At 69.7% G+C, this 18,977-nt stretch carries 13 protein-coding genes; 9 read left to right on the top strand and 4 right to left on the bottom strand.

Annotation, left to right across the window (positions count from 1 at the left end; translation table 11 throughout):
• Positions 1-122: 122 nt before the first annotated feature.
• Positions 123-1,622, bottom strand: a complete 1,500-nt coding sequence (locus ABZ027_RS18745) for an arabinofuranosidase catalytic domain-containing protein (RefSeq protein WP_356769568.1) — start codon at positions 1,620-1,622, stop codon at positions 123-125.
• Between the two features lie 550 nt (positions 1,623-2,172).
• Here ABZ027_RS18745 and ABZ027_RS18740 point away from each other — a divergent pair.
• The 7 genes from ABZ027_RS18740 to araD all read left to right on the top strand — a co-directional run bounded on the left by ABZ027_RS18740 (position 2,173) and on the right by araD (position 11,762).
• The gene (locus ABZ027_RS18740) at positions 2,173-3,204 is read left to right on the top strand and encodes a substrate-binding domain-containing protein (RefSeq protein WP_356769566.1); all 1,032 of its coding nucleotides are present in this window, start codon (positions 2,173-2,175) and stop codon (positions 3,202-3,204) included.
• A 599-nt stretch (positions 3,205-3,803) separates the two neighbouring features.
• On the top strand, positions 3,804-4,949 hold the full coding sequence (locus ABZ027_RS18735) for a substrate-binding domain-containing protein (protein WP_356769564.1): 1,146 nt from the start codon (positions 3,804-3,806) through the stop codon (positions 4,947-4,949).
• 2 nt (positions 4,950-4,951) lie between these two features.
• Entirely contained in the window at positions 4,952-6,592 is a 1,641-nt protein-coding gene (locus ABZ027_RS18730) for a sugar ABC transporter ATP-binding protein (protein WP_356769562.1), read from the top strand.
• On the top strand, positions 6,589-7,608 hold the full coding sequence (locus tag ABZ027_RS18725) for an ABC transporter permease (protein ID WP_356769560.1): 1,020 nt from the start codon (positions 6,589-6,591) through the stop codon (positions 7,606-7,608). Before ABZ027_RS18730 ends, ABZ027_RS18725 begins: the two co-directional genes overlap by 4 nt.
• A gap of 87 nt (positions 7,609-7,695) precedes the next feature.
• A complete protein-coding gene (araB, locus tag ABZ027_RS18720) occupies positions 7,696-9,378 on the top strand; it encodes a ribulokinase (RefSeq protein ID WP_356769558.1) in 1,683 nt (560 codons plus the stop codon).
• Positions 9,379-9,456: 78 nt separating this feature from the next.
• A complete protein-coding gene (gene araA / locus ABZ027_RS18715) occupies positions 9,457-10,974 on the top strand; it encodes an L-arabinose isomerase (protein WP_356769556.1) in 1,518 nt (505 codons plus the stop codon).
• A 29-nt stretch (positions 10,975-11,003) separates the two neighbouring features.
• Positions 11,004-11,762, top strand: a complete 759-nt coding sequence (gene araD / locus ABZ027_RS18710) for an L-ribulose-5-phosphate 4-epimerase AraD (RefSeq protein WP_356769554.1) — start codon at positions 11,004-11,006, stop codon at positions 11,760-11,762.
• Between the two features lie 27 nt (positions 11,763-11,789).
• Here araD and ABZ027_RS18705 read toward each other — a convergent pair whose 3' ends face one another.
• A complete protein-coding gene (locus tag ABZ027_RS18705; protein ID WP_356769552.1) occupies positions 11,790-12,236 on the bottom strand; it encodes a hypothetical protein in 447 nt (148 codons plus the stop codon).
• Between the two features lie 238 nt (positions 12,237-12,474).
• Between ABZ027_RS18705 and ABZ027_RS18700 the strand changes: the two genes are divergently transcribed.
• Positions 12,475-15,594: a BTAD domain-containing putative transcriptional regulator gene (locus tag ABZ027_RS18700; protein WP_356769550.1), complete on the top strand. Its 3,120-nt coding sequence runs from the start codon at positions 12,475-12,477 to the stop codon at positions 15,592-15,594.
• Positions 15,595-15,629: 35 nt separating this feature from the next.
• Here ABZ027_RS18700 and ABZ027_RS18695 read toward each other — a convergent pair whose 3' ends face one another.
• Both ABZ027_RS18695 and ABZ027_RS18690 read right to left on the bottom strand, forming a co-directional pair.
• Positions 15,630-15,899: a hypothetical protein gene (locus tag ABZ027_RS18695; RefSeq protein WP_356769548.1), complete on the bottom strand. Its 270-nt coding sequence runs from the start codon at positions 15,897-15,899 to the stop codon at positions 15,630-15,632.
• Positions 15,896-17,188: a hypothetical protein gene (locus tag ABZ027_RS18690; RefSeq protein WP_356769547.1), complete on the bottom strand. Its 1,293-nt coding sequence runs from the start codon at positions 17,186-17,188 to the stop codon at positions 15,896-15,898. The genes ABZ027_RS18695 and ABZ027_RS18690 overlap by 4 nt, the downstream gene beginning before the upstream one ends.
• Before the next feature lie 280 nt (positions 17,189-17,468).
• On the opposite strand from ABZ027_RS18690, the gene ABZ027_RS18685 reads away from it, so the two are divergent.
• On the top strand, positions 17,469-18,890 hold the full coding sequence (locus tag ABZ027_RS18685; RefSeq protein WP_356769546.1) for a PE-PGRS family protein: 1,422 nt from the start codon (positions 17,469-17,471) through the stop codon (positions 18,888-18,890).
• The last annotated feature ends 87 nt before the right edge of the window (positions 18,891-18,977 follow it).

The following is an 18,977-nucleotide window of genomic DNA, read 5'->3' as shown; positions in this document are numbered from 1 at the left end:
GGCGCGTGCAGCTGCAAGGCGGAGGAGGGCGTCGATGCGGAGCATCGGCAACCGACGACAACGCGGCAGATGTGCGTGCCAGACCCCGCGTCTGCAGCGTGATCCAAACGACAGGCCCTAGGTCAGGGGGCGATGTTCCACTGCTGGCAGGTGTTGTCGAGTTGCTGCCACTGGCGGACCGCGGTGCCGTTGGCTGTTCCGCAGTTGGCGACGTCCAGTGCCATGCCGGTGTTCACGTTGGTGAGGGTGTAGTGGCTGCCGACCTTGGTGACGTCCCACTGCTGGCAGGTGTTGCCGAGCGAGGCCCACAGCTGGACGGCCGTGCCGTTGGACTGCCCGCAGTTCTTGTCGTCCAGGACCGTGCCGCTGTTGACGTTGGTGACGGTGTAGTGGCCGTTGCCGGCGGCGGCGAACTTCCACTGCTGGCAGGTGTTGCCGAGGGAGGACCACAGGTCGATCGACGTCCCGTTGGCGGTACCGCAGTTCACCGCGTCCAGGACCTTGCCGGAGTTGGTGTTGGTCAGCCGGTAGGCGGTGCCGGCGACGGGGAAGGTGGCGGTCGGGGTGGTGTAGCCGACGGAGGTGATGTTGGCCTGCACCGCATTGTCGGTGGCGTCGCTCGGGTAGCCGGAGGTCATGACGCCTTCGAAGAAGGAACCGTCCGAGCCGTTGCTGTTGTCACCGCCGGTGCCGAGGACGATGGCGCCCTCCAGGTGCATCGGGGTGTATCCGCCGAGGTTGGGAAGGGCCCCGTTGTAGAAGGTACTCAAAGAGCCCGACTGGGAGTTGCCGCCCTTGATCGCGTAGGTCGTCGTGCCGTTGTTCTTCTCCATGGCGGTGACGTACTCGCTGGAGATCCCGGTGTTGCCCGAGTAGGCGCCGTTCGCTCCGAAGAACAGCCCGTTCTCCAGGTCCGCCTCGACCCAGGGGCCGGATCCGGTGCCGGAACACGAGAACCAGCACTCCGTACCGAAGTTGATGGCGTCCATGTGGCCGTTGCCGGTGTCGTTGCCGGACGTCTCGGCGTTGCCGTAGTCGAAGCAGCAGCGGTTGTTGACGTGGTGGCCGCTGGTCACCATGTAGGCGCCCTCCGGGGAGCTGCCGGTGGCGATGCCCGTGGTGTTGTTGTCCCGGTAGCCGACGCCGGCGGAGACGAAGACGCCGTACGCCGCGTGGCCGCCGACCGTGACCGGCAGGGCGTTGGCGATCGCGCCGACATCCTGTCCGCCGTTGCCGCCCGGCCCCTCGATGGTCAGGTCGTTGTGGTTCGAGCTCTGGTCGTAGATCTTGGTGATGACGCAGGTCGTACCCGAGCAGAAGGAGTCCTGCGCCGCCGCGTTGGCGTAGCCCCCGGTGCTGAGGAGGCCGATGTTGGTGGTGGCCGAGTCCGAGGCGCGCTTGACCTGGTACAGAGGGCCGTTGTAAGAGGCGTAGAGCGCCCGCGTGGTGCTGTGTGCCGCGGCGCAGGGCGTGCCCGCGGAGGCGTAGACGTCGCACGGCAGGGACGAGGCGGCCTGGGCCGTGCCCGCGGTGCCGATGACTCCGGCCAGGAGGCCGGCGAGCAGTGCGAGGACCGCGCCCACCACCCTCAGCCGGAGCGCTCTCAGGTGTCTGGCTATCACTGTGAACCTCTTCCGTCGTGCGTTCTTCTCTGGCCCGGCGTCGGACGCGCGGGGCAGGGGGACGTCCGCCCGCTCAGCGGACGGAATGTGAGCGCTAACAATCGAGGCGCTCGGATGTCACCACTCATCCGAGCTCTAGGGGGACGGGGGGTTGCGGCCGCTTGGTCGGCGGCTCTGTCGGAGCTGACCAGGGGCGATGCCTGTGCCGTTCTCGTGCAGTCGGTGGTGATCGACCGGGCCGCGACCCCGCCTTTTTACGCTGGCGTGAACAGCGGGTCAACACTGTTGAAAGGTCAAGAATGCGGAAACAAAGGCATGCGTTTCCTTGACCCTGGTTCCCGGTCACGCCGGAACGGTGCTGCACCGTCGGCGGAGTACCAGGTCAGAGGGTTCCTCTGGGCTGACAAAGCTGTCGGAAAATGTCCGATGCGAGTGGTTGGGGAGGCTTGACCCCTCCGGAATGTGTGCGCTAACAATTCTCCACGACTCGCCGAATCCGCTCGGCGAGGGAAACTGGCCGGAAACCTGATGGCACGTGGGGAGGTGGCGTATGGACGGGGATCGCGCCCCCGTGATGGCGGACGTGGCCCGGGTCGCAGGCGTCTCTCACCAGACCGTCTCACGCGTCCTCAACGACCACCCGAACGTGCGCCCCGCCACCCGGGACCGGGTGCTCGCCGCCGTCCGTGAACTCGGCTACCGCCCCAATGCCGCCGCCCGCACCCTGGCGACCCGCCGCACCCGAACCCTGGGTGTGATCAGCTTCAACACCACGCTCTACGGCCCGGCTTGCATGCTCTACGGCATCGAGCAGGCGGCCCGGCAGCACGACTACTTCGTCACCGTGGCCGCGATCGGCACGCTCGACCGGCGTTCGGTACTGGACGCCGTCGACCGGCTTCGGGCTCAGGGTGTCGAGGGAATCATCGTGATCGCGCCGCAGACCGCCGCGGTCAGTGCCCTGGCGAACGTGCCGCCGGACGTGGCTCTGGTCGCGGTCGGCTGCGGCGCCCACACCGCGCTGGCCTCGGTCGCCGTGGACAACGAGAGGGGAGCCGAGCTCGCCACCTCCTACCTGCTGGACCTCGGCCATCGCACGGTGCACCACCTGGTCGGGCCGCGTTCCTGGCTCGACGCGCAGGAGCGCGAGGCCGGATGGCGCGGCGCCCTGGAGAAGCGGGGCGCTCCGGTGACCGAACCTCTGGTCGGCGGCGACTGGACGGCCCGTACCGGATACGAGCTCGGGCGGCGGGCAGCCGCCGACCCCGAGGTCACCGCGGTGTTCTGCGCCAACGACCACATGGCCCTCGGACTGCTGCGGGCCCTGCAACAGGCAGGGCGCCGGGTACCGGAGGACATCAGTGTCGTGGGTTTCGACGACATGCCGGAAACCGAGTACTTCGGGCCGTCACTGACCAGCGTCCGTCAGGACTTCGACGAACTCGGCCGGCGTGCCCTGCACGCGCTGATCGAGATGGTCGGCGACCCCGACGTGGGGATACCCCCCTCCGAGGAGACACCCCACATCGTCATCCCACCCAGTCTTGTGGTGCGTACCTCGGCGACCCGCCCCCGGCACTGACCAGCGCCGGCGCCTCGATCGCACCACCACCCTGCCCGGAGAAACGGAAGTCTGACATGGACCGCTTCGCGTTAGCGTGAGCGCACCGGCCACCCGGCGGGGGGAACCACCCCCGACCGCCGGGAGCCGCTCCCTTGCGTTCCTTATGCCGAACGCCCGCAGTTTCCATACCACTTGGGTTCGGGACACCGGCGGAGTGATCCGCCTCCGACTCGATGACGCGCCTCGCCGGCCTGACGCGCTGTCAGGCAGTCGCAGAACGACACCACCACCACCTTGCCGCGGTCATCACTGTCGGCTCCCAACCGGCGACAGCCTCCCGCCTCACTCGCCAGTCGCCAATCGCCAGTCGCCAGTCGTCCGCGTGATCTGCCGACGCCCGGCCGACCGCTCGACCGCCCGTCCACCCTCCGCCCGTCCGCCCGTCAACGCTCCCGAGCGGATCGCCATCTGCCCGTCCCCGCCCCTCCGAGGCCCCGACATGGCCCTCGGCCGGGCCGGCGGACGGGACCACGATCCGTGCAACCCGTCCTGCCCACATCCGCGAACGGTCGTGGGTCCCCCCGCACCCCAGACGCCAGGAAAGGCGCTGATCAACGATGATGCGTACCAGAAGGTCCCGCACGGTGGCCGCCGCGACCGCGGTGCTCCTCTCGCTCGCCGCGGCCGGCTGCTCCAAGAGTGGCGGCGGCTCCTCCACCTCGGCCGGCTCCGACCCGAGCGCCGCCCCGGCCCCCGTCGCGCTGGCCGGTTCGGTCACCTTCAACCAGACGAACCTCGCCAAGCTCGACGCGGCACTGAAGTCCGCCCTGGCCGGCAAGGACCTGTCCAAGGTCGACATCGCGATGGTCGTGAACGTCGCCGCCGACTACTGGAAGGCCGGTCAGGTCGGGTTCCTCAAGGGCTGCTCCGACCTCGGCATCGCGAAGAGCAAGTGCACCTACTTCGCCCCGCCCAACGGCAAGTTGACCGAGCAGAACTCGGAGCTGGAGACCTTGCGCTCGCAGGGCGTCACCGGCTACTCGATCTCGGCGATCGACCCCACCTCGGCCGCGGGGACCATCCACACCGACGTCCAGAAGGGCATCGGCGTCCTGGCGATCGACTCGCCACTGCCGGGCACCGACGCCGCCTCGCTCTACCTGGGCACCCCGAACTACACCGCCGGCTTCCAGGCGGGCACCGCGATGAAGCAGGTACTCGGCGGCAAGGGCAAGGTGGCCATCCTGGTCGGTTCCCTCACCGCGTCGAACGCCACCCAGCGCATCGCCGGCTTCGAGGCCGCGCTCAAGGGCACCAAGATCACGGTCGCCCAGAAGGTCAACGACAACCTCCAGGCCAGCACCGCGACCTCCGACGCCGAGACCATTCTCGCCAACAACCCCGACGTCACCGGCCTGTACGGCGTCTACTCCTACGACGGGCCCGCCCTGGCGCAGGCGGTGACCTCGGCCGGCAAGACCGCTTCGGTGCACATCGTGTCCGACGACTCCGACGCCCAGACCCTGAAGTTCATCGAGTCCGGGGTCATCTCCGGCACGGTGGTGCAGATGCCGTACCAGCAGGGCTACACGGGGGCCTACCTCCTGGCGGCGGAGAAGGTGCTGGGGAAGGCCAAGACGATGGCGATCGTCAAGCACTACCTGGAGAAGGACGGCTCGACCCTGAGCTCGGGCGTGGGCCTGGTCACCAAGTCCGACCTGAGTGCGTACCAGTCCCTCGAGACGAAGCTCGGGATCAGCTGAGCATGACGTCCACGAAGAACGCCCCGGGTCCCGCGGTGACCGCACGGCTGCGGGGCGTGCACAAGTCCTACGGTCCGGTGCGCGTCCTCGACCTGCCCGAACTCGACCTCTACGGCGGCCAGGTCGTCGGCGTGGTCGGCGAGAACGGCGCGGGCAAGTCCACCCTGATGGGCACCCTGGCCGGCTCCGTCCACCGGGACGGCGGGGAGATCCTGATCGGCGGCGAGTCGCTCGTCGCCGGGTCCACCGAGGCGGCCGGACAGCTCGGCGTCGCCATGGTCTCCCAGGAGTTCCCTCTGGTCGGGCAGCTCTCGGTGGCGGAGAACCTGCTGCTGGGCCGCCGCCCCCGGAAGTCGAGGCGACGGTTCCTGGTGGACCGTTCCGCCCAGCGGGCCGAGGCGGAGGCGATGCTGGCGGAGATCGGCCTGTCCGCCGAGACGATCCCGGTCAGCCGCGAGGTGCGCACCCTTCCGGTGCCGACCCGGCAGATGATCGAGATCGCCAAGGCCTGGGGCCGCGAACCCAGACTGCTGATCCTGGACGAGCCGACCTCCTCGCTGGGCCCGGTCGAGGCCGAGATGGTGCTGGGACTGGCCCGGCAGCTGGCCGAACGCGGCGGCACCGTGCTGTTCATCGGGCACCGACTCGATGAGGTGCGTGACATCAGCGACCGCGTCCTGGTGCTGCGCAACGGTCGCCTGGTCGCCGACCTCGAACCGGAGGAGGCCACCGAGGAACGACTGATCCGGGAGATGGTCGGCGGCGAGGTTGCGCAGGGCGAGCCGAAGGCGCCGCCGGCCACGAGCCCCGTCCTGCTGCAGGTCGAGGGCCTGACCGCGGACGGTCTCGGCCCGGTCGACCTGGAGGTGCGCGAGGGCGAGATCCTGGGCGTGGCCGGGCTGATGGGCTCGGGTCGCAGCCGCCTGGTCCATTCGATCGCCGGCGCGCAGCCCTCGACGGGTGGCCGGATGCGGCTGGGCGGCGAGCCCTACCAGCCGCGCGGCGCCGGTGACGGCGTAGCGGCCGGGATCGCTCTGATCCCCGAGGACCGCAAGGAGCAGTCGCTGGTGCTGTTCGCCTCGATCCGGTCCAACGTCGTCGTCTCCGTGCTCAAGCGGATCAGCACCCGGGGCCTGCTCGGCCCGGGCCGTGAACGCTCCGAGGCACGGAAGATCACCGAGAACGTCGACGTGCGGATGCGGTCGGTGGAACAGCCGATCGGCTCGTTGTCCGGCGGAAACCAGCAACGCGCCATCTTCGGCAGGGCGTTCGCGGCCGAACCGCGCCTGCTGCTGCTCGACGAACCGACCCGTGGCGTGGACGTGGGCGCGAAGGCGGAGATCTACAAGCTGATCGACCGGGCGGCGGAGCAGGGCATGGCGCTGGTGGTCGCCTCCTCCGAACTGGAGGAGCTGCTGTGGATCTGCCATCGCATCGCGGTGATGAACCACGGGCGGGTCGTCACGGTCATCGACCGGGCCGACGCCACCAAGGAGCGGATCATGACGGCTGCCGCCGGAACGTCCGCCGTCGGAACGTCCGCCGTCGATCAGGACAAGTCCGAGCGGGACGACTCCGATCAGGGAACACCTCCCCGCACAACGCCCGACCAGGAACAACTGACGAACGGAGCCACAGCATGAGCGCGCAGAGCACGCTCGCCCCCGCCGAGGTCACGCCCGATTCCCGTTCGGCCGTGTCGGGCCTCGCCCGCAAGCTCGCCGCCTCCCCGGAAGCCGGCGTGATCATCGCGTGTGTGCTGGTGTTCGTCGGGATCGCGGCCAACGCGGACACGTACACCGCGGTGGGCAACCTCCAGGTGATGGGCCGTGACCTGTCGCAGGTCGGCATCCTGGCGATCGGCGAGTCGCTGGTCATCCTGACCGGTGGGATCGACCTGTCGGTGGGTGCGCTGGCCGGTCTGGCCGGCATCCTGGCCGCCTGGATGAACGTGAACGAGGGCCTCCCCGCGCCCCTCGCGATCCTGGGGACGCTGGTGATCTGCGGCGGGGTCGGTCTCTGGCACGGCATCATGGTCACCCGCCTGAACGTGCCGCCCTTCGTGATCACCCTGGTCACCTACACCGTCGCCCAAGGCACCGCGCTGGCGATCACCAGCGGCTCCCCCATCAACAACCTCGACCCGCTGTTCAGCAACCTCAGCCAGTACTACATCGGCGAAGTGCCGGTCCCCGCCCTGTTCTTCGTCGCCGCGGCCGCCGTTGCCTGGTTCGTGCTGGAACGGACCTACGTCGGCCGCCAGATCTACGCGGTCGGCGGCAACAGGGAGGCCGCCCGGCTCGCCGGTATACCGACCGCCCGCCGCATCACCTCCACCTACGTCGCCAGCGCCGTCCTCGCCGGTCTGGTCGGCGTCCTGGTGATCGGCCGGATGAACGTGGCCGACCCCTCGGTCGGCGCGGGCTGGGAACTGACCGCGATCGCCGCGGCGGTGGTCGGCGGGATGTCGCTCTCCGGCGGCGAGGGCCGGATCGCCGGCATCGCGGCCGGCGCGATCCTGCTGGAGTTCATCACCAACGGCCTGCTCGCCCTCAAGGTCAGCCCGTACGACCAGCAAGTGGTGCAGGGCGCGGTCCTGGGCGTCGCCATCCTGCTCGACCGGGCACGGGCCCGCTACTTCGGCAGGAGCCGCAGCTAGATCTGCGACCGGAACGGTGCCGTCGCGGCGCCTTCAGAAAATCGAACTGTGATCGACATATCGAAAACCTCATCGTGGAGGAGGCTGATGGTGAACACCGGAGACGAGAGGGCGGGGAATCCGGAACCCTGCGTCGTGGGAGTCGACTTCGGGACGCTGTCCGGACGGGCGCTGGTGGTCCGGGTGCGGGACGGCGCCGAGTTGGGGACCGCCGTGCACGAGTACCGGCACGCGGTCCTGGACCGGGAGTTGCCGGACGGTACCCAACTGTCCCCGGACTGGGCGCTTCAGGTGCCGTCGGACTACGTCGATGTGTTGCGGCACGCGGTGCCGGCGGCGCTCGCCGCCGCCGGCGTGCCGCCCGAGCAGGTCATCGGCATCGGCACCGACTTCACCGCCTGCACGGTGCTGCCGGTGCTCGCCGACGGCACACCGCTGTGTGAACTGCCCGGCCTGACCGGCCGCCCGCACGCCTACGTCAAACTATGGCGCCACCACGCGGCCCAGGCGCAGGCCGACCGGATCACCACGCTCGCAGCGGAGCGCAAGGAGCCGTGGCTGGAGCGGTACGGCGGGAAGATCTCCTCGGAGTGGGAGTTCGCCAAGGCGCTTCAGGTGCTGGAGGAGGATCCTGAGATCTACCACCGCACCGAGCGGTGGGTGGAGGCCGCGGACTGGATCGTGTGGCGGCTGTGCGGCAGGTACGTCCGCAATGCCTGCACCGCCGGCTACAAGGGCCAGTTCCAGGACGGGGCCTATCCCTCCCGTGCCTACCTGGAGGCGCTCGATCCCGGCTTCGCGGACTTCGTGACGGAGAAACTGCGGCAGCCGATCGGTGAACTGGGCGCGAAGGCCGGACAGTTGACGGCCGAGGCCGCGGCGTGGACCGGTCTGCCGGAAGGCATCGCGGTCTGTGTCGGCAACGTCGACGCGCATGTGACGGCGCCCGCGGCGGGGGCGGTGGAGCCGGGGCAGATGGTGGCCATCATGGGTACCTCGACCTGTCATGTGATGAGCTCCGACCAGCAGGGCGCGGTGCCTGGCATGTGCGGTGTCGTCGACGGCGGCATCCTGCCGGGCCTGTGGGGTTACGAGGCCGGGCAGAGCGGTGTCGGCGACATCTTCGGCTGGTTCGTACGCAACGGTTTCCCCGCGTCGTACGCGGAAGAGGCCTCCGTACTCGGTCGCGATCCGCACGAACACCTCACCGCCCTCGCCGCCGAGCAGGGCGTCGGCGAGCACGGCCTGATCGCCCTGGACTGGCACAGCGGCAACCGTTCCGTCCTGGTCGATCACGACCTGAGCGGACTGCTGGTCGGCCTGACCCTGGCCACCCGCCCCGAGGACGTCTACCGGGCGCTCCTTGAAGCCACGGCCTTCGGTACCCGCACCATCATCGAGGCGTTCGAAACCGCGGGCGTGCCGGTGCGGGAACTGATCGTCGCGGGTGGTCTGACGAAGAACGCGCTGCTGATGCAGATCTACGCGGACGTCACCCGCCGTCCCCTCGGCGTCATCGGCTCCGCCCAGGGCCCGGCTCTCGGCGCGGCCATGCACGCCGCGGTGGCAGCCGGGGCGTACCCCGGCATCGAGGCGGCGGCCCGACGCATGGGCAAGGCCGACCGGGGCGTGTACCGGCCGGACGCGGAACGGGCCGCGGCCTACGACCGCCTGTACGCCGAGTACCGGCTCCTGCACGACTACTTCGGCCGGGGCACCAACGACGTCATGCACCGTCTGCGCCGCCTCCGCGCCGAGGCATCCACCTGAGCGGCCCCCGCTCCTCCTGCCCCCGACCCGCTCCGCTGATCCACTGCTCCAATGCTCCACTCGAAAGGAATCCCCGTCATGGCCACTCCCGCAACGGCGTCCACCAGCCAGGAGATCTGGTTTCTCACCGGTAGTCAGGGTCTGTACGGCGACGACGTGCTGCACCAGGTCGCCCATCAGTCCCGGCAGATCGCCGAGAGACTCGACGCGGCCGAACACGTGCCGCTCCGGGTCGTGTGGAAGCCCGTCCTCACCGACACCGACGCGATCCGCCGACTGTGCCAGGAGGCCACCGTCTCCGACGACTGCGTGGGGGTGATCGTATGGATGCACACCTTCTCACCGGCGAAAATGTGGATCGCGGGGTTGAGTTCGCTGGACCGGCCGGTGCTGCATCTGCACACCCAGTACAACCTGTCACTGCCCTGGTCCAGCATCGACATGGACTTCATGAACCTCAACCAGGCCGCCCACGGCGACCGCGAGTTCGCGCACATCGAGGCACGGCTCGGCGTCGACCGCAAGATCGTCGCCGGTCACGCCACGGACCCACGGGTGGTGGGACGCGTCGCGGACTGGGCCCGTGCCGCCGCCGGCCGTCAGGCCTCGCGCACCCTGCGCCTGGCGCGGTTCGGCGACAACATGCGCGACGTCGCGGTGACCGAGGGCGACAAGGTCGAGGCGCAGCTGCGGTTCGGGTTCTCCGTCAACACCTACGCCGTCAACGACCTGGTGGCGGTGGTGGACGAGGTCGAGGACAAGGCGGCTGCCGAACTCGCCGACGAGTACGTCGAGTCGTACGACGTCGTTCCCGCCCTGCGCCCCGGCGGCATCCGCCACGACGCGCTGCTGTACGCGGCCCGCCAGGAACTCGGCCTGCGCGCGTTCCTCACGGAGGGCGGTTTCACCGCCTTCACCACCAACTTCGAGGACCTCGGCGGCCTGCGCCAGCTGCCCGGCCTGGCCGTCCAGCGTCTGATGGCCGACGGCTACGGCTTCGGCGGCGAGGGCGACTGGAAGACCTCCGCCCTGCTGCGCGTCATGAAGGTCATGGGCCTGGGGCAGCCCGGGGGCACCACCTTCATGGAGGACTACACCTACCACCTCGGCCCCGGCACCCCCCGCATCCTGGGCGCCCACATGCTGGAGGTCTGCCCCTCGGTGGCCGCCGCCCGCCCCCGCTGCGAGATCCACCCCCTCTCCATCGGCGGTCGCGAGGACCCCGTCCGCCTGGTCTTCGACGCCGCCCCCGGCCCCGCCCTGGTCGTCGGCCTGGCGGACCTCGGTGACCGCTTCCGCCTGACCGCCAACGCCGTCGACATGGTCGCCCCCAGCCAGCCACTCCCCCGCCTGCCCGTGGCCCGGGCGGTGTGGGAGCCGCGCCCGTCCCTGGCGGAGTCCGCCGAGAGCTGGCTGCTGTCCGGGGCTCCGCACCACACCGTGCTCAGCTCGGCCGTCGGCAGGGAGACACTCGCGGACTTCGCGGCGATGACCGGCGTCGAACTGCTGATCATCGACGAGAACACCACCACCGAGCAGTTCGCGAAGGAGATCCGCTGGAACGCCGCCTACCACCGACTCGCCCAGGCCCTCTGACGCATGATCACCACGGAAGGAGACGACCGATGACCGTGCGACTCGGCGACGGCCTGCGGCAGGAGGTACTGGACGCGAACCTCGCGATCCCCCAGGTCGGCCTCGCGACCTTGACCTGGGGAAACGTGAGCGGAGTGGACCGTGAGGCTGGGGTCTTCGTCATCAAGCCCTCCGGGGTCCGCTACGAGGACCTCACCCTCGACCACCTGGTGACGGTCCGTCTTTCCGACGGCGCCGTCGTCGACGGAGACCTACGCCCCTCCACCGACACCGAGACCCACCGATGCCTCTACCTGGCGTTCCCGTCCGTGGGCGGCGTCACCCACACCCACTCCACCCACGCGGTGGCCTTCGCCCAGGCCCGCCGCGACGTCCCCGTCCTCGGCACCACCCACGCCGACACCTTCAACGGCCCCATCCCCTGCACCCCCGACCTCACCCCCGAGCAGTGCGCCAAGGACTACGAGTACAACACCGGCCGCGTCATCGTGGAGATGCTCGACGGTGACGATGACCGGGCGACCGAAGTCCCGGCCGCCCTCGTCGCCAACCACGGCCCCTTCACCTGGGGCGGCTCAGCCCGCACGTCCCTGGAACACGCGATCATCTGCGAGGCGGTCGCCGACATCGCCCTCCACACCCTCTCCCTGGCCCCGGCCTCCCCGCCGCCCCGCCACCTTCTCGACCGCCACTACACCCGCAAGCACGGCCCCGACGCCTACTACGGCAACCCGGACGTGCGAGCGGTCCCCCAACTCCCCCACCTCACGCGGCCGGACGCACCATGAGTGCGCGGTGGAGCCCGGGCAACGGCGTCAGGGGTGCGCCCGGTAGATCACGTACCACTTGCTCGCGCAGCGATATTCCTCGCCCTGCTCGGTGAGGCACTCACGGGCGTCGACGTAGTCCATGTCCGAAGCGAAGTTCCAGGTGTAGCTGTTCGTCGCCTGGTTGCCGGTGGCGTTGAGGTTCTCGTACCGGCTGTCCCAGCCGTCGTTGTAGTACGCCATGACTTCGAGTCGAGCGCCGTGGCCGTCGGCCGCGGTGTCCTTGATATTGGCGGTCAGGTAGTAGCGGCCGTCGGAGCCGAGGCTGAGTGAGCCCCAGGCGTGCGCACCGACCACACCGGAACCAGTGCCCTCGAGGTCCCAGGAGACGAGAGCCGCGTGGGCCTGTCCGGGCATCAGGAAGACCGCGACCATCGCCCCCAGTCCGGCGATCGCACTCTGGGCGCGGCGCCGCATGCGTGTGCGTGTGTTCATCTGGCGAACCCTTCAGTCGACACGGATGAGAACCGCGAGGTCTGTGCCCGGCACGTCCCGCGTCTGCCGACGGGACGCCCGAGTACACCGCTCGCGCCGTTCGGGGCGCTGTACCGCCCTGTTCTGGACACGTCGACAACCATGTACGGCCGACCTGGAGCGAACCTTGCGGGAAAACTTGAGGGGCAGGTCACAGTGGTACTTCCCGGCTGTATCGGCGTGAAGGGATGAGCGCGACATGGTCGAGCTTCGGTTGCTGAGCGCTCTGGAAGTACGGGTCGGCGGTGAGCCGGTGTTCCTGGGGCACGCCCGGCAGCAGTGCGTTCTCGCGGTGCTGCTGATCGACGTGGACCGCCCGGTGCCGGCCGACCGGCTGCTCCAGCGCGCATGGGGCGATCATGTGCCCCTCCGAGCCCGGGAGACGCTGTACACCTACATCTCTCGTCTGCGCCGTGAGCTGAGCCCGCACGGCATCCCTCTCAGACGCCGGTCCAGCGGCTATGTGCTCGACATCGACGCGACCATGGTGGACCTGCACCGCTTCCGCGACCTGCTCACGCGGGCCAGGCAGGCCCCCGACGACGGGTCCGCCCTGGACCTGTTCGAGGAAGCGCTCGGGCTGTGGCGGGGCGAACCGCTGGCCGGCCTCGACTCCCCGTGGCTGGACGCCGTACGCGAACAACTGCTTACCGAGCGCTGGGCGGCGGAACTCGACCGGACCGACGTCATGCTGCGCACCGGCCACCACGGCGCGTGCGTAACCGATCTGTCGGCACGAACTGCCACGCACCCCCTGGACGAGCGGGTGGCCGGCCAGTACCTGCTCGCCCTGCACCTCGACGGCCGCCCCGCCGACGCCCTGGCCCACTACCAGCGCGTCCGGGAGCGACTGGCCGAGGAGTTGGGGATCGACCCCGGCAACGCCTTGCGCCAGCTGCACCAACGGATACTCACCTGCGACCCGGCGCTCGACCCGCCCTCCCGGCGCTCCCCGACCAGTGCCACGCCGGTACGCGAGGCGGCACTCCGGTCCGCCTCGTCGGAGGCGGGATCTCACGCGCCGGTTGCGGACCGGCCCAAAGACGCCGACCGAGGCGCTGATCCCGACCGGGCCCGGCCGACACCACAGCAATCGCGCCCCCACCTGCTGCCGCCTGCCCCGTCGCTGTTCGTGGGTCGGCAGGAGGAGTCGGCGGCGGCCCGCAGGCTGCTCGGCCAGAAGAGGCCCGGTCCGTTGACCTTGCTGGTCACCGGCCCGGCAGGGGTCGGCAAAACAGCCTTCGCCGTGCGCACGGGGCAGGCGGTGGCCTCCCGGTTCCCGGACGGTCAGCTCTACACGGACTTACGTGGGTTCGGCGACGACCCGGCCGACCCGTTCACGGTCCTGGGTGCCTTCCTGCGGGCACTCGGCGTGCAGGGCGGTGCGATGCCACCGGACGCGACCGGGCGAATCAACCTGTACCGCACCTTGCTGGCTCAGCGCAGGACACTCGTCGTGCTGGACAACGCGGCCGACGCGCTCATGGTGGACGCCCTGCTGCCCAGCGGAGAACACTGCGCCGCCATCGTCACCAGCCGGACGACGCTGGCGAGCCTCGGTGGTGCGCGGCTTCCCCTGGGAGTCCTGGACCCCACAACGGGGCTGGCCCTGCTGCGGGAAATGGTGGGCACGGAACGGACCGCCGCGGAGATCGACTCGGCCCGGTCCATCGTGGAGACCTGCGGTGGTCTCCCCCTCGCTGTATGGGTCACCGGGGCGCGCCTGGCCGCTCGCCCGCACTGGCCGCTGGCCAAGGTCGCCCGTGCGCTGGCCGACGAGCAGCGCAAGCTCGACGAGCTCGCCGTCGGTCACATCGCGGTGCGGACCAGCCTGGAGCTGACCTGCCGGGGCATGGCCCCGTTGGTCCGGCACGCCCTGCGGATGCTCGCGCTGCTTCCCGGACCCGACTTCGCCGTCTGGGCACTGGCCGCCCTGCTGGACACGGATATGGGCCTCGCGGAGTCGGTGCTCGACGAACTGGTGGAGGTGCATGTGGTGGAGGCCGCATCGACCGGCACCGCCGCGACGCGCTACCAACTGCACGACCTGGTACGGCTGATGGGCCGGGAGCAGGCGGAACGAGAAGTCCCTGAGCCGGAGCGCAGGGCCGCGCTGACGCGACTGCTCGGCGCGAGCCTGCACCTCGCCGACCGGGCCGCGGACATCCTCAGCGTCGACTTCCAGGGCACCTCGCAGACCCACCTGGCGACCTGGCGGCCCACCCCGAAGGACACCGGCCAGATCCTCGCGGACCCGTTGGCGTGGTTCACCGACGAACGTCGGCTCCTCATCGCCGTGGTGGACCAGGCGCTCGACAGGGCCGAGGTCGCGCAGGCCGCCGGGCTCGCCACCACACTGACGACGCTCTTCCAGATCGGCAGCCACTTCGATGACTGGGAACGAACCCAGCACCGGGCACTCAAGGCGGCCCTGGGCAACGGCGACAAACGCAGCGCCACCCAGCTCCACCGCTGCCTGGGAGAACTCACCACCATCCTCGACCGGTATCCGGAAGCTCTGCACCACTTCGAGCAGGCGCTGCTGCTCGCCGACGGTGAAGGTCCGGCCTACCGGGCGGGCGCCACCGCCGGGCTGGCCTACGTACACCGTCTACTGGGCCGATACGCCTCGGCCGTACGTCATTTCGAAGAGGCGGCCGAGTTGGCCCGGACGGCGGAGAACGTCAACTGCCTCGTCTACGCCACCAACGGCATCGGTGTCATCCATCTCGAGCAGGGTCGTGTGGAAGCGGCCGTGGAGCGGTTCACGCAGTGCCTGCGGGTGAGCCGGGAAGCCGGCTACCGGCCCGGAGAGGCCCAAGCCCTGAGGTGCCTGGGACAGAGCCACCGAGCTCTGGGCGCCTACCCGGCCGCCGCCGACTGTTTCCGGCAGGCCGCCGCCATCAGCCGGAGTCTGGGCGACCGCCTCACCACCGCACACGCCACATGCTGGCTGGGGGATGTTCTGGTGCGGCAGGGCGCTCATGCGGAGGGACGCCGCCTGCTGGCCGGCACCCTGTGGACGTACCGGGAGTTCGGCAATCTGTGGGGCGAGGCGGCGACGCTCTACGCACTCGCGGAGGCGCAACTCGCCGCGGGCCGGCCGGTGCCCGCCCGGCGACGCGCCGAGGCCGCCGTCAGGCTGTGGCGCCAGATCGGGTCCCGGACCTGGCTGGCTGAGGGCCTCGACACCCTGGCCAAGGCCCACACCATGGCCGGTGATCCGGTAGCGGCGGCCCGTGTCCGGGACGAGGCCTCAGCAGCGCGGAAGGCCCCGGACGATCCTTGCGCTTCACCTCGACCGGGTCGTCCTGGCTGAACCTCATCGCGCGATGGTTCTGATCGTCCGGCGTCTCAGTGGGAACGCCTGCGGCGGTGGCGGATCAGGACAACGCCACCCAGCAGACCGGCGCAGCCCGCCCCCGTGACGATGAGCGTCGTCCGGACCCCGCCCGCGGTCAGGGTGTCGCCGGACGGTTTCGTCCCCGTCGGTGTGGCCGGCGTACCGAAGGCGAAGGTGACGCTGTCGTTGGAGGCGACCGGGTCGTGGAGGGGGATGCCGGCCGGCCCGGGACGGACGGTCGCCGTGCCCTTGGCACCGACGTATCCCTTGGCGGTCTTCACCCACAGTTCGAACAGCTGGCTCTTGCCTGCCGGGACGCCGAACGGCACGGTGCACACGTAGTGCCGGTGCCCCGCCTCAAAAGGTGCCGTCGAGCTGCTGTTGTCCCGGAGAAGGCACGGGCCGTACGGGCTGTCCTCCTCTTCCATGTGAGCGTTGCCGGTCGCGACCGTGCCCCTGGGCAGGACGACATCGACAACGGCGACGGGTTGTCGTCGGTCCCGTACGCGGAGGCCGGGCCGTGGTTCACGGCGTTGATGTCCAGGGTCCACCCGCCCGCCCGGCGGCCCGGCTTCGCCGTGACCTCGGCCGCGAGATCGGCGGAGTTGTCGGCCCCGACCGTGAACCGGCCCTCGGTGCCGTTCTCGAATTTGCCTCCCGCTCCGGACGCGCGCACCAGGGTGAGCGGCGGCCCGCTGCCCTGGTGGCTGCCACCGCCGGGCTTTTCACCGGGTTCCAGCAGTTCGACCGAGTAGTCGGTCACAGCGGTCAGGACGTGCCTGCCGACCCGGGCTGTCAGGGGGCTGCCGAGCTTCACGGTGGTCCCCGCGGGCACGGAGTCCGGTCCCGTCGGGAAGACGCAGGTGACGGATGTCCGGCTGTCGGGTTCGCCGGGCTCGTCGCCTTCACCGTAGGCGCAGTTGGAGTACTTCCGGTCGAAGACCAGGCCTCCCAGGGATTCCCAGCGCAGCATGACACGTCGGTCAGTGGCCAGATCCCCGGTGTTGCGGAGCCGGAGCGGGACATCGATGCGGGACCCGATCCGAGCGTGGGTCACATCCGGCACCGTGCCGACGATCAGCTTCGGGATGCCGGCGACCACCGTCGCCTTCGCGGTGGTACCGGTGGCATGGTCCGCCCTGATGGTGTAGGTGATCGGGCCGCTGGCGCCGGGGGCGGCGCCCCGGTCCGCGCGCAGCGTGAAGGCGACCGAACGCTGCTGCGAGGAATCCCTGTTGACGCAGGTGACGACCTGCCCGTCGCGCTTGCAGCGCGGGTCGTCGACGGCGACGCTCGCGATGCCCGCCAGGTCATGCGCGTCGATGACGAGCGTCTCGTTCCTGGGCGCGGGGACCTGCGCTCCACCGTCCCAGAACATCCAGCTCACATCGACCGACTGCGCCGCCGACCCCACGTTGAGCTGCTTTTTCGCCTCGATCGTCGCGTATGCCTGCGTCGGCAAGGGGGACGGTGCGGCGGACGGATCGTCGGCCACGGCGGCCGCAGCGGGCGACAGGGCGAGCACCATGGCCGCCACCACCGCCCCGTACACCCTGCACGTGGATTTCATGCACATGTGATGCGCGAGAGGCCCCGAAGGTTGCCCTCAGCGATAAGTCTGCCCCTGGTTGTGCCCTCGTGGACCTCCCTGCTCCGGGCGCCGGTCGGGTAAGAGGGAAGGGCGCTCGTCGAACGAAGAGGAACCCCGTATGCGTATCCAGGCACCGAAACGCTCGAGCGTTGACCGCGCCGGCCAACGTCCCGCGTCCCGGCCGACCGCCGCCCCGCCCCCGCTCGTCGCTCTCCAACGGGCCGCCGGGAACGCCGCGGTGACCCGTGCGGTCCAGCGGGTGCGGGACGAGCAGCGCCCCGCGGCGCAGCAGAGCGAACCCGAGGGGCGCGGCGCCGAGCGGAGCGTGGCGCCCTCGGCCACAGCCCGTCTGGCGGAGCTGCTCGCCGGCGGCAACGTGGGGACGGGAACCAAGGAGATACGGGCAGTCATCCACAAGCGCGTGCGTGGTGGCCCGAGGTTCACGGACGCGGAGCTTCAGGCGATCAAAGCAGTGGAGTCCGAGAACCCCAAGTGGCTGCAGAGCGTGGGCATCTGCTCCCACGCCGAAGCGGAGGCGTACATCAAGGCGGGCGATTTCCACAGCTGGCTGAAGCAGCCAGAGGGAAAACGCCTCCTCGTGGCGACCCTGCGTTGGCAGCAGGACGTCGAGGATCGCGGCGAGGGGAAGCCACCGGCCAAACCCAGCCGGTCGGACTACCAGCTCGGGCGCCACATGGCGATGCATGCCGACGAAAGCCCGCAGTCCGAGAAGGATCAGCTGACGGGGGAACGGAACGAGCAGATCTTCCAGACCTTCGTCAAGACCCTCCTCCCACCCGGCATCAGCGACGAGGTACCGCACGCCGACAAGCACCGGGAGCGGGTCGAGCGCGGCACCGAACTGCTGACCAAGATCTTCCTGATCCTGAAGGAAGGGCTGAAGGTCTTCAATCCGGAGGCGGGCGTTCACGAGGATTTCGAGGGCGATGTCGCCCACGCCCTGGCCTATGGCGGGCGCGTCAACATCCGCATTCCGCAACTGGCCGACGGCCAGCACGGCTACGAACTGCCCCAGTGGCTCCACATCACCAAGGACGACCGGAAGCCCTGGGAGCCCAGATCAACGCCCGCGAATCCGGTGTACCGGCGCGGGTTCGGCACGCACCACATGGAGATCACCGACAACGAAAAGGACGGAAAGCGGGGCGAGTTCGTGGAGAAGGGCGAGATCGGAGCCACCTTTCAGAACTGGCTCGATCCCCACAGCCACCTCTACGGCCTGCCGGTGGCCATCGGAGGCATGGGGAACAAGGACTTCCACGGCGACACCATCCTTCCGAACGAGTCGTACGGGCATGTGTTCATGGGCTACAAGCCCCCGACCCACAAGCGCGACGGGGCACTTCAGGTCGGTATCGAGACCGCCGGGCCAGGGGGCAAAACCCCCGACGGCTACCAACACGGCGTGACGAGCAGCGAGAAGAACAACAACCCCGTGAGCCAGTTCGGCGGCCACAAAGACGACAAGCTCGGCTCCAAAGCCCCGCTCAGTGCCAGCCAGCGCCATGTCGACCTGAAGGAGTTCGGCGACTGGGTACAGAAGCTGAAAGACCTGGAGAAGGCCTGGAAGAACGAATGGGCCAAAGCGAAGACTCCTGAGGAACGCGCGGCTCTGTACCGGGACCTGATCGGTAAACGGAGCAGCACTGGTTCTCGCTGACAGCGCTCGGCGACGCGCTCGTCACGAAGCTCGGGGGCGGACCGGCCAAAGAAAAGGTGTGGCCCGGGCTGTTTGCTGCTCGGTACG

The organism is Streptomyces sp. NPDC006332 (genome assembly GCF_040612855.1).
Taxonomy (GTDB): domain Bacteria; phylum Actinomycetota; class Actinomycetes; order Streptomycetales; family Streptomycetaceae; genus Streptomyces.
The sequence above is the reverse complement of the archived record's forward strand: the minus strand, read 5'-3'. Positions and strand labels throughout refer to the sequence as shown.

Excerpts from the sequence above, each read along its gene's own strand:
- ABZ027_RS18725 (WP_356769560.1), top strand. The coding sequence starts at position 6,589 with ATGAGCGCGCAGAGCACGCTCGCCCCCGCCGAGGTCACGCCCGATTCC.
- ABZ027_RS18705 (WP_356769552.1), bottom strand. The coding sequence starts at position 12,236 with ATGAACACACGCACACGCATGCGGCGCCGCGCCCAGAGTGCGATCGCC.
- ABZ027_RS18690 (WP_356769547.1), bottom strand. The coding sequence starts at position 17,188 with ATGAAATCCACGTGCAGGGTGTACGGGGCGGTGGTGGCGGCCATGGTG.
- araD (WP_356769554.1), top strand. The coding sequence starts at position 11,004 with ATGACCGTGCGACTCGGCGACGGCCTGCGGCAGGAGGTACTGGACGCG.
- araA (WP_356769556.1), top strand. The coding sequence starts at position 9,457 with ATGGCCACTCCCGCAACGGCGTCCACCAGCCAGGAGATCTGGTTTCTC.
- ABZ027_RS18730 (WP_356769562.1), top strand. The coding sequence starts at position 4,952 with ATGACGTCCACGAAGAACGCCCCGGGTCCCGCGGTGACCGCACGGCTG.
- ABZ027_RS18700 (WP_356769550.1), top strand. The coding sequence starts at position 12,475 with ATGGTCGAGCTTCGGTTGCTGAGCGCTCTGGAAGTACGGGTCGGCGGT.
- ABZ027_RS18740 (WP_356769566.1), top strand. The coding sequence starts at position 2,173 with ATGGACGGGGATCGCGCCCCCGTGATGGCGGACGTGGCCCGGGTCGCA.
- araB (WP_356769558.1), top strand. The coding sequence starts at position 7,696 with ATGGTGAACACCGGAGACGAGAGGGCGGGGAATCCGGAACCCTGCGTC.
- ABZ027_RS18735 (WP_356769564.1), top strand. The coding sequence starts at position 3,804 with ATGATGCGTACCAGAAGGTCCCGCACGGTGGCCGCCGCGACCGCGGTG.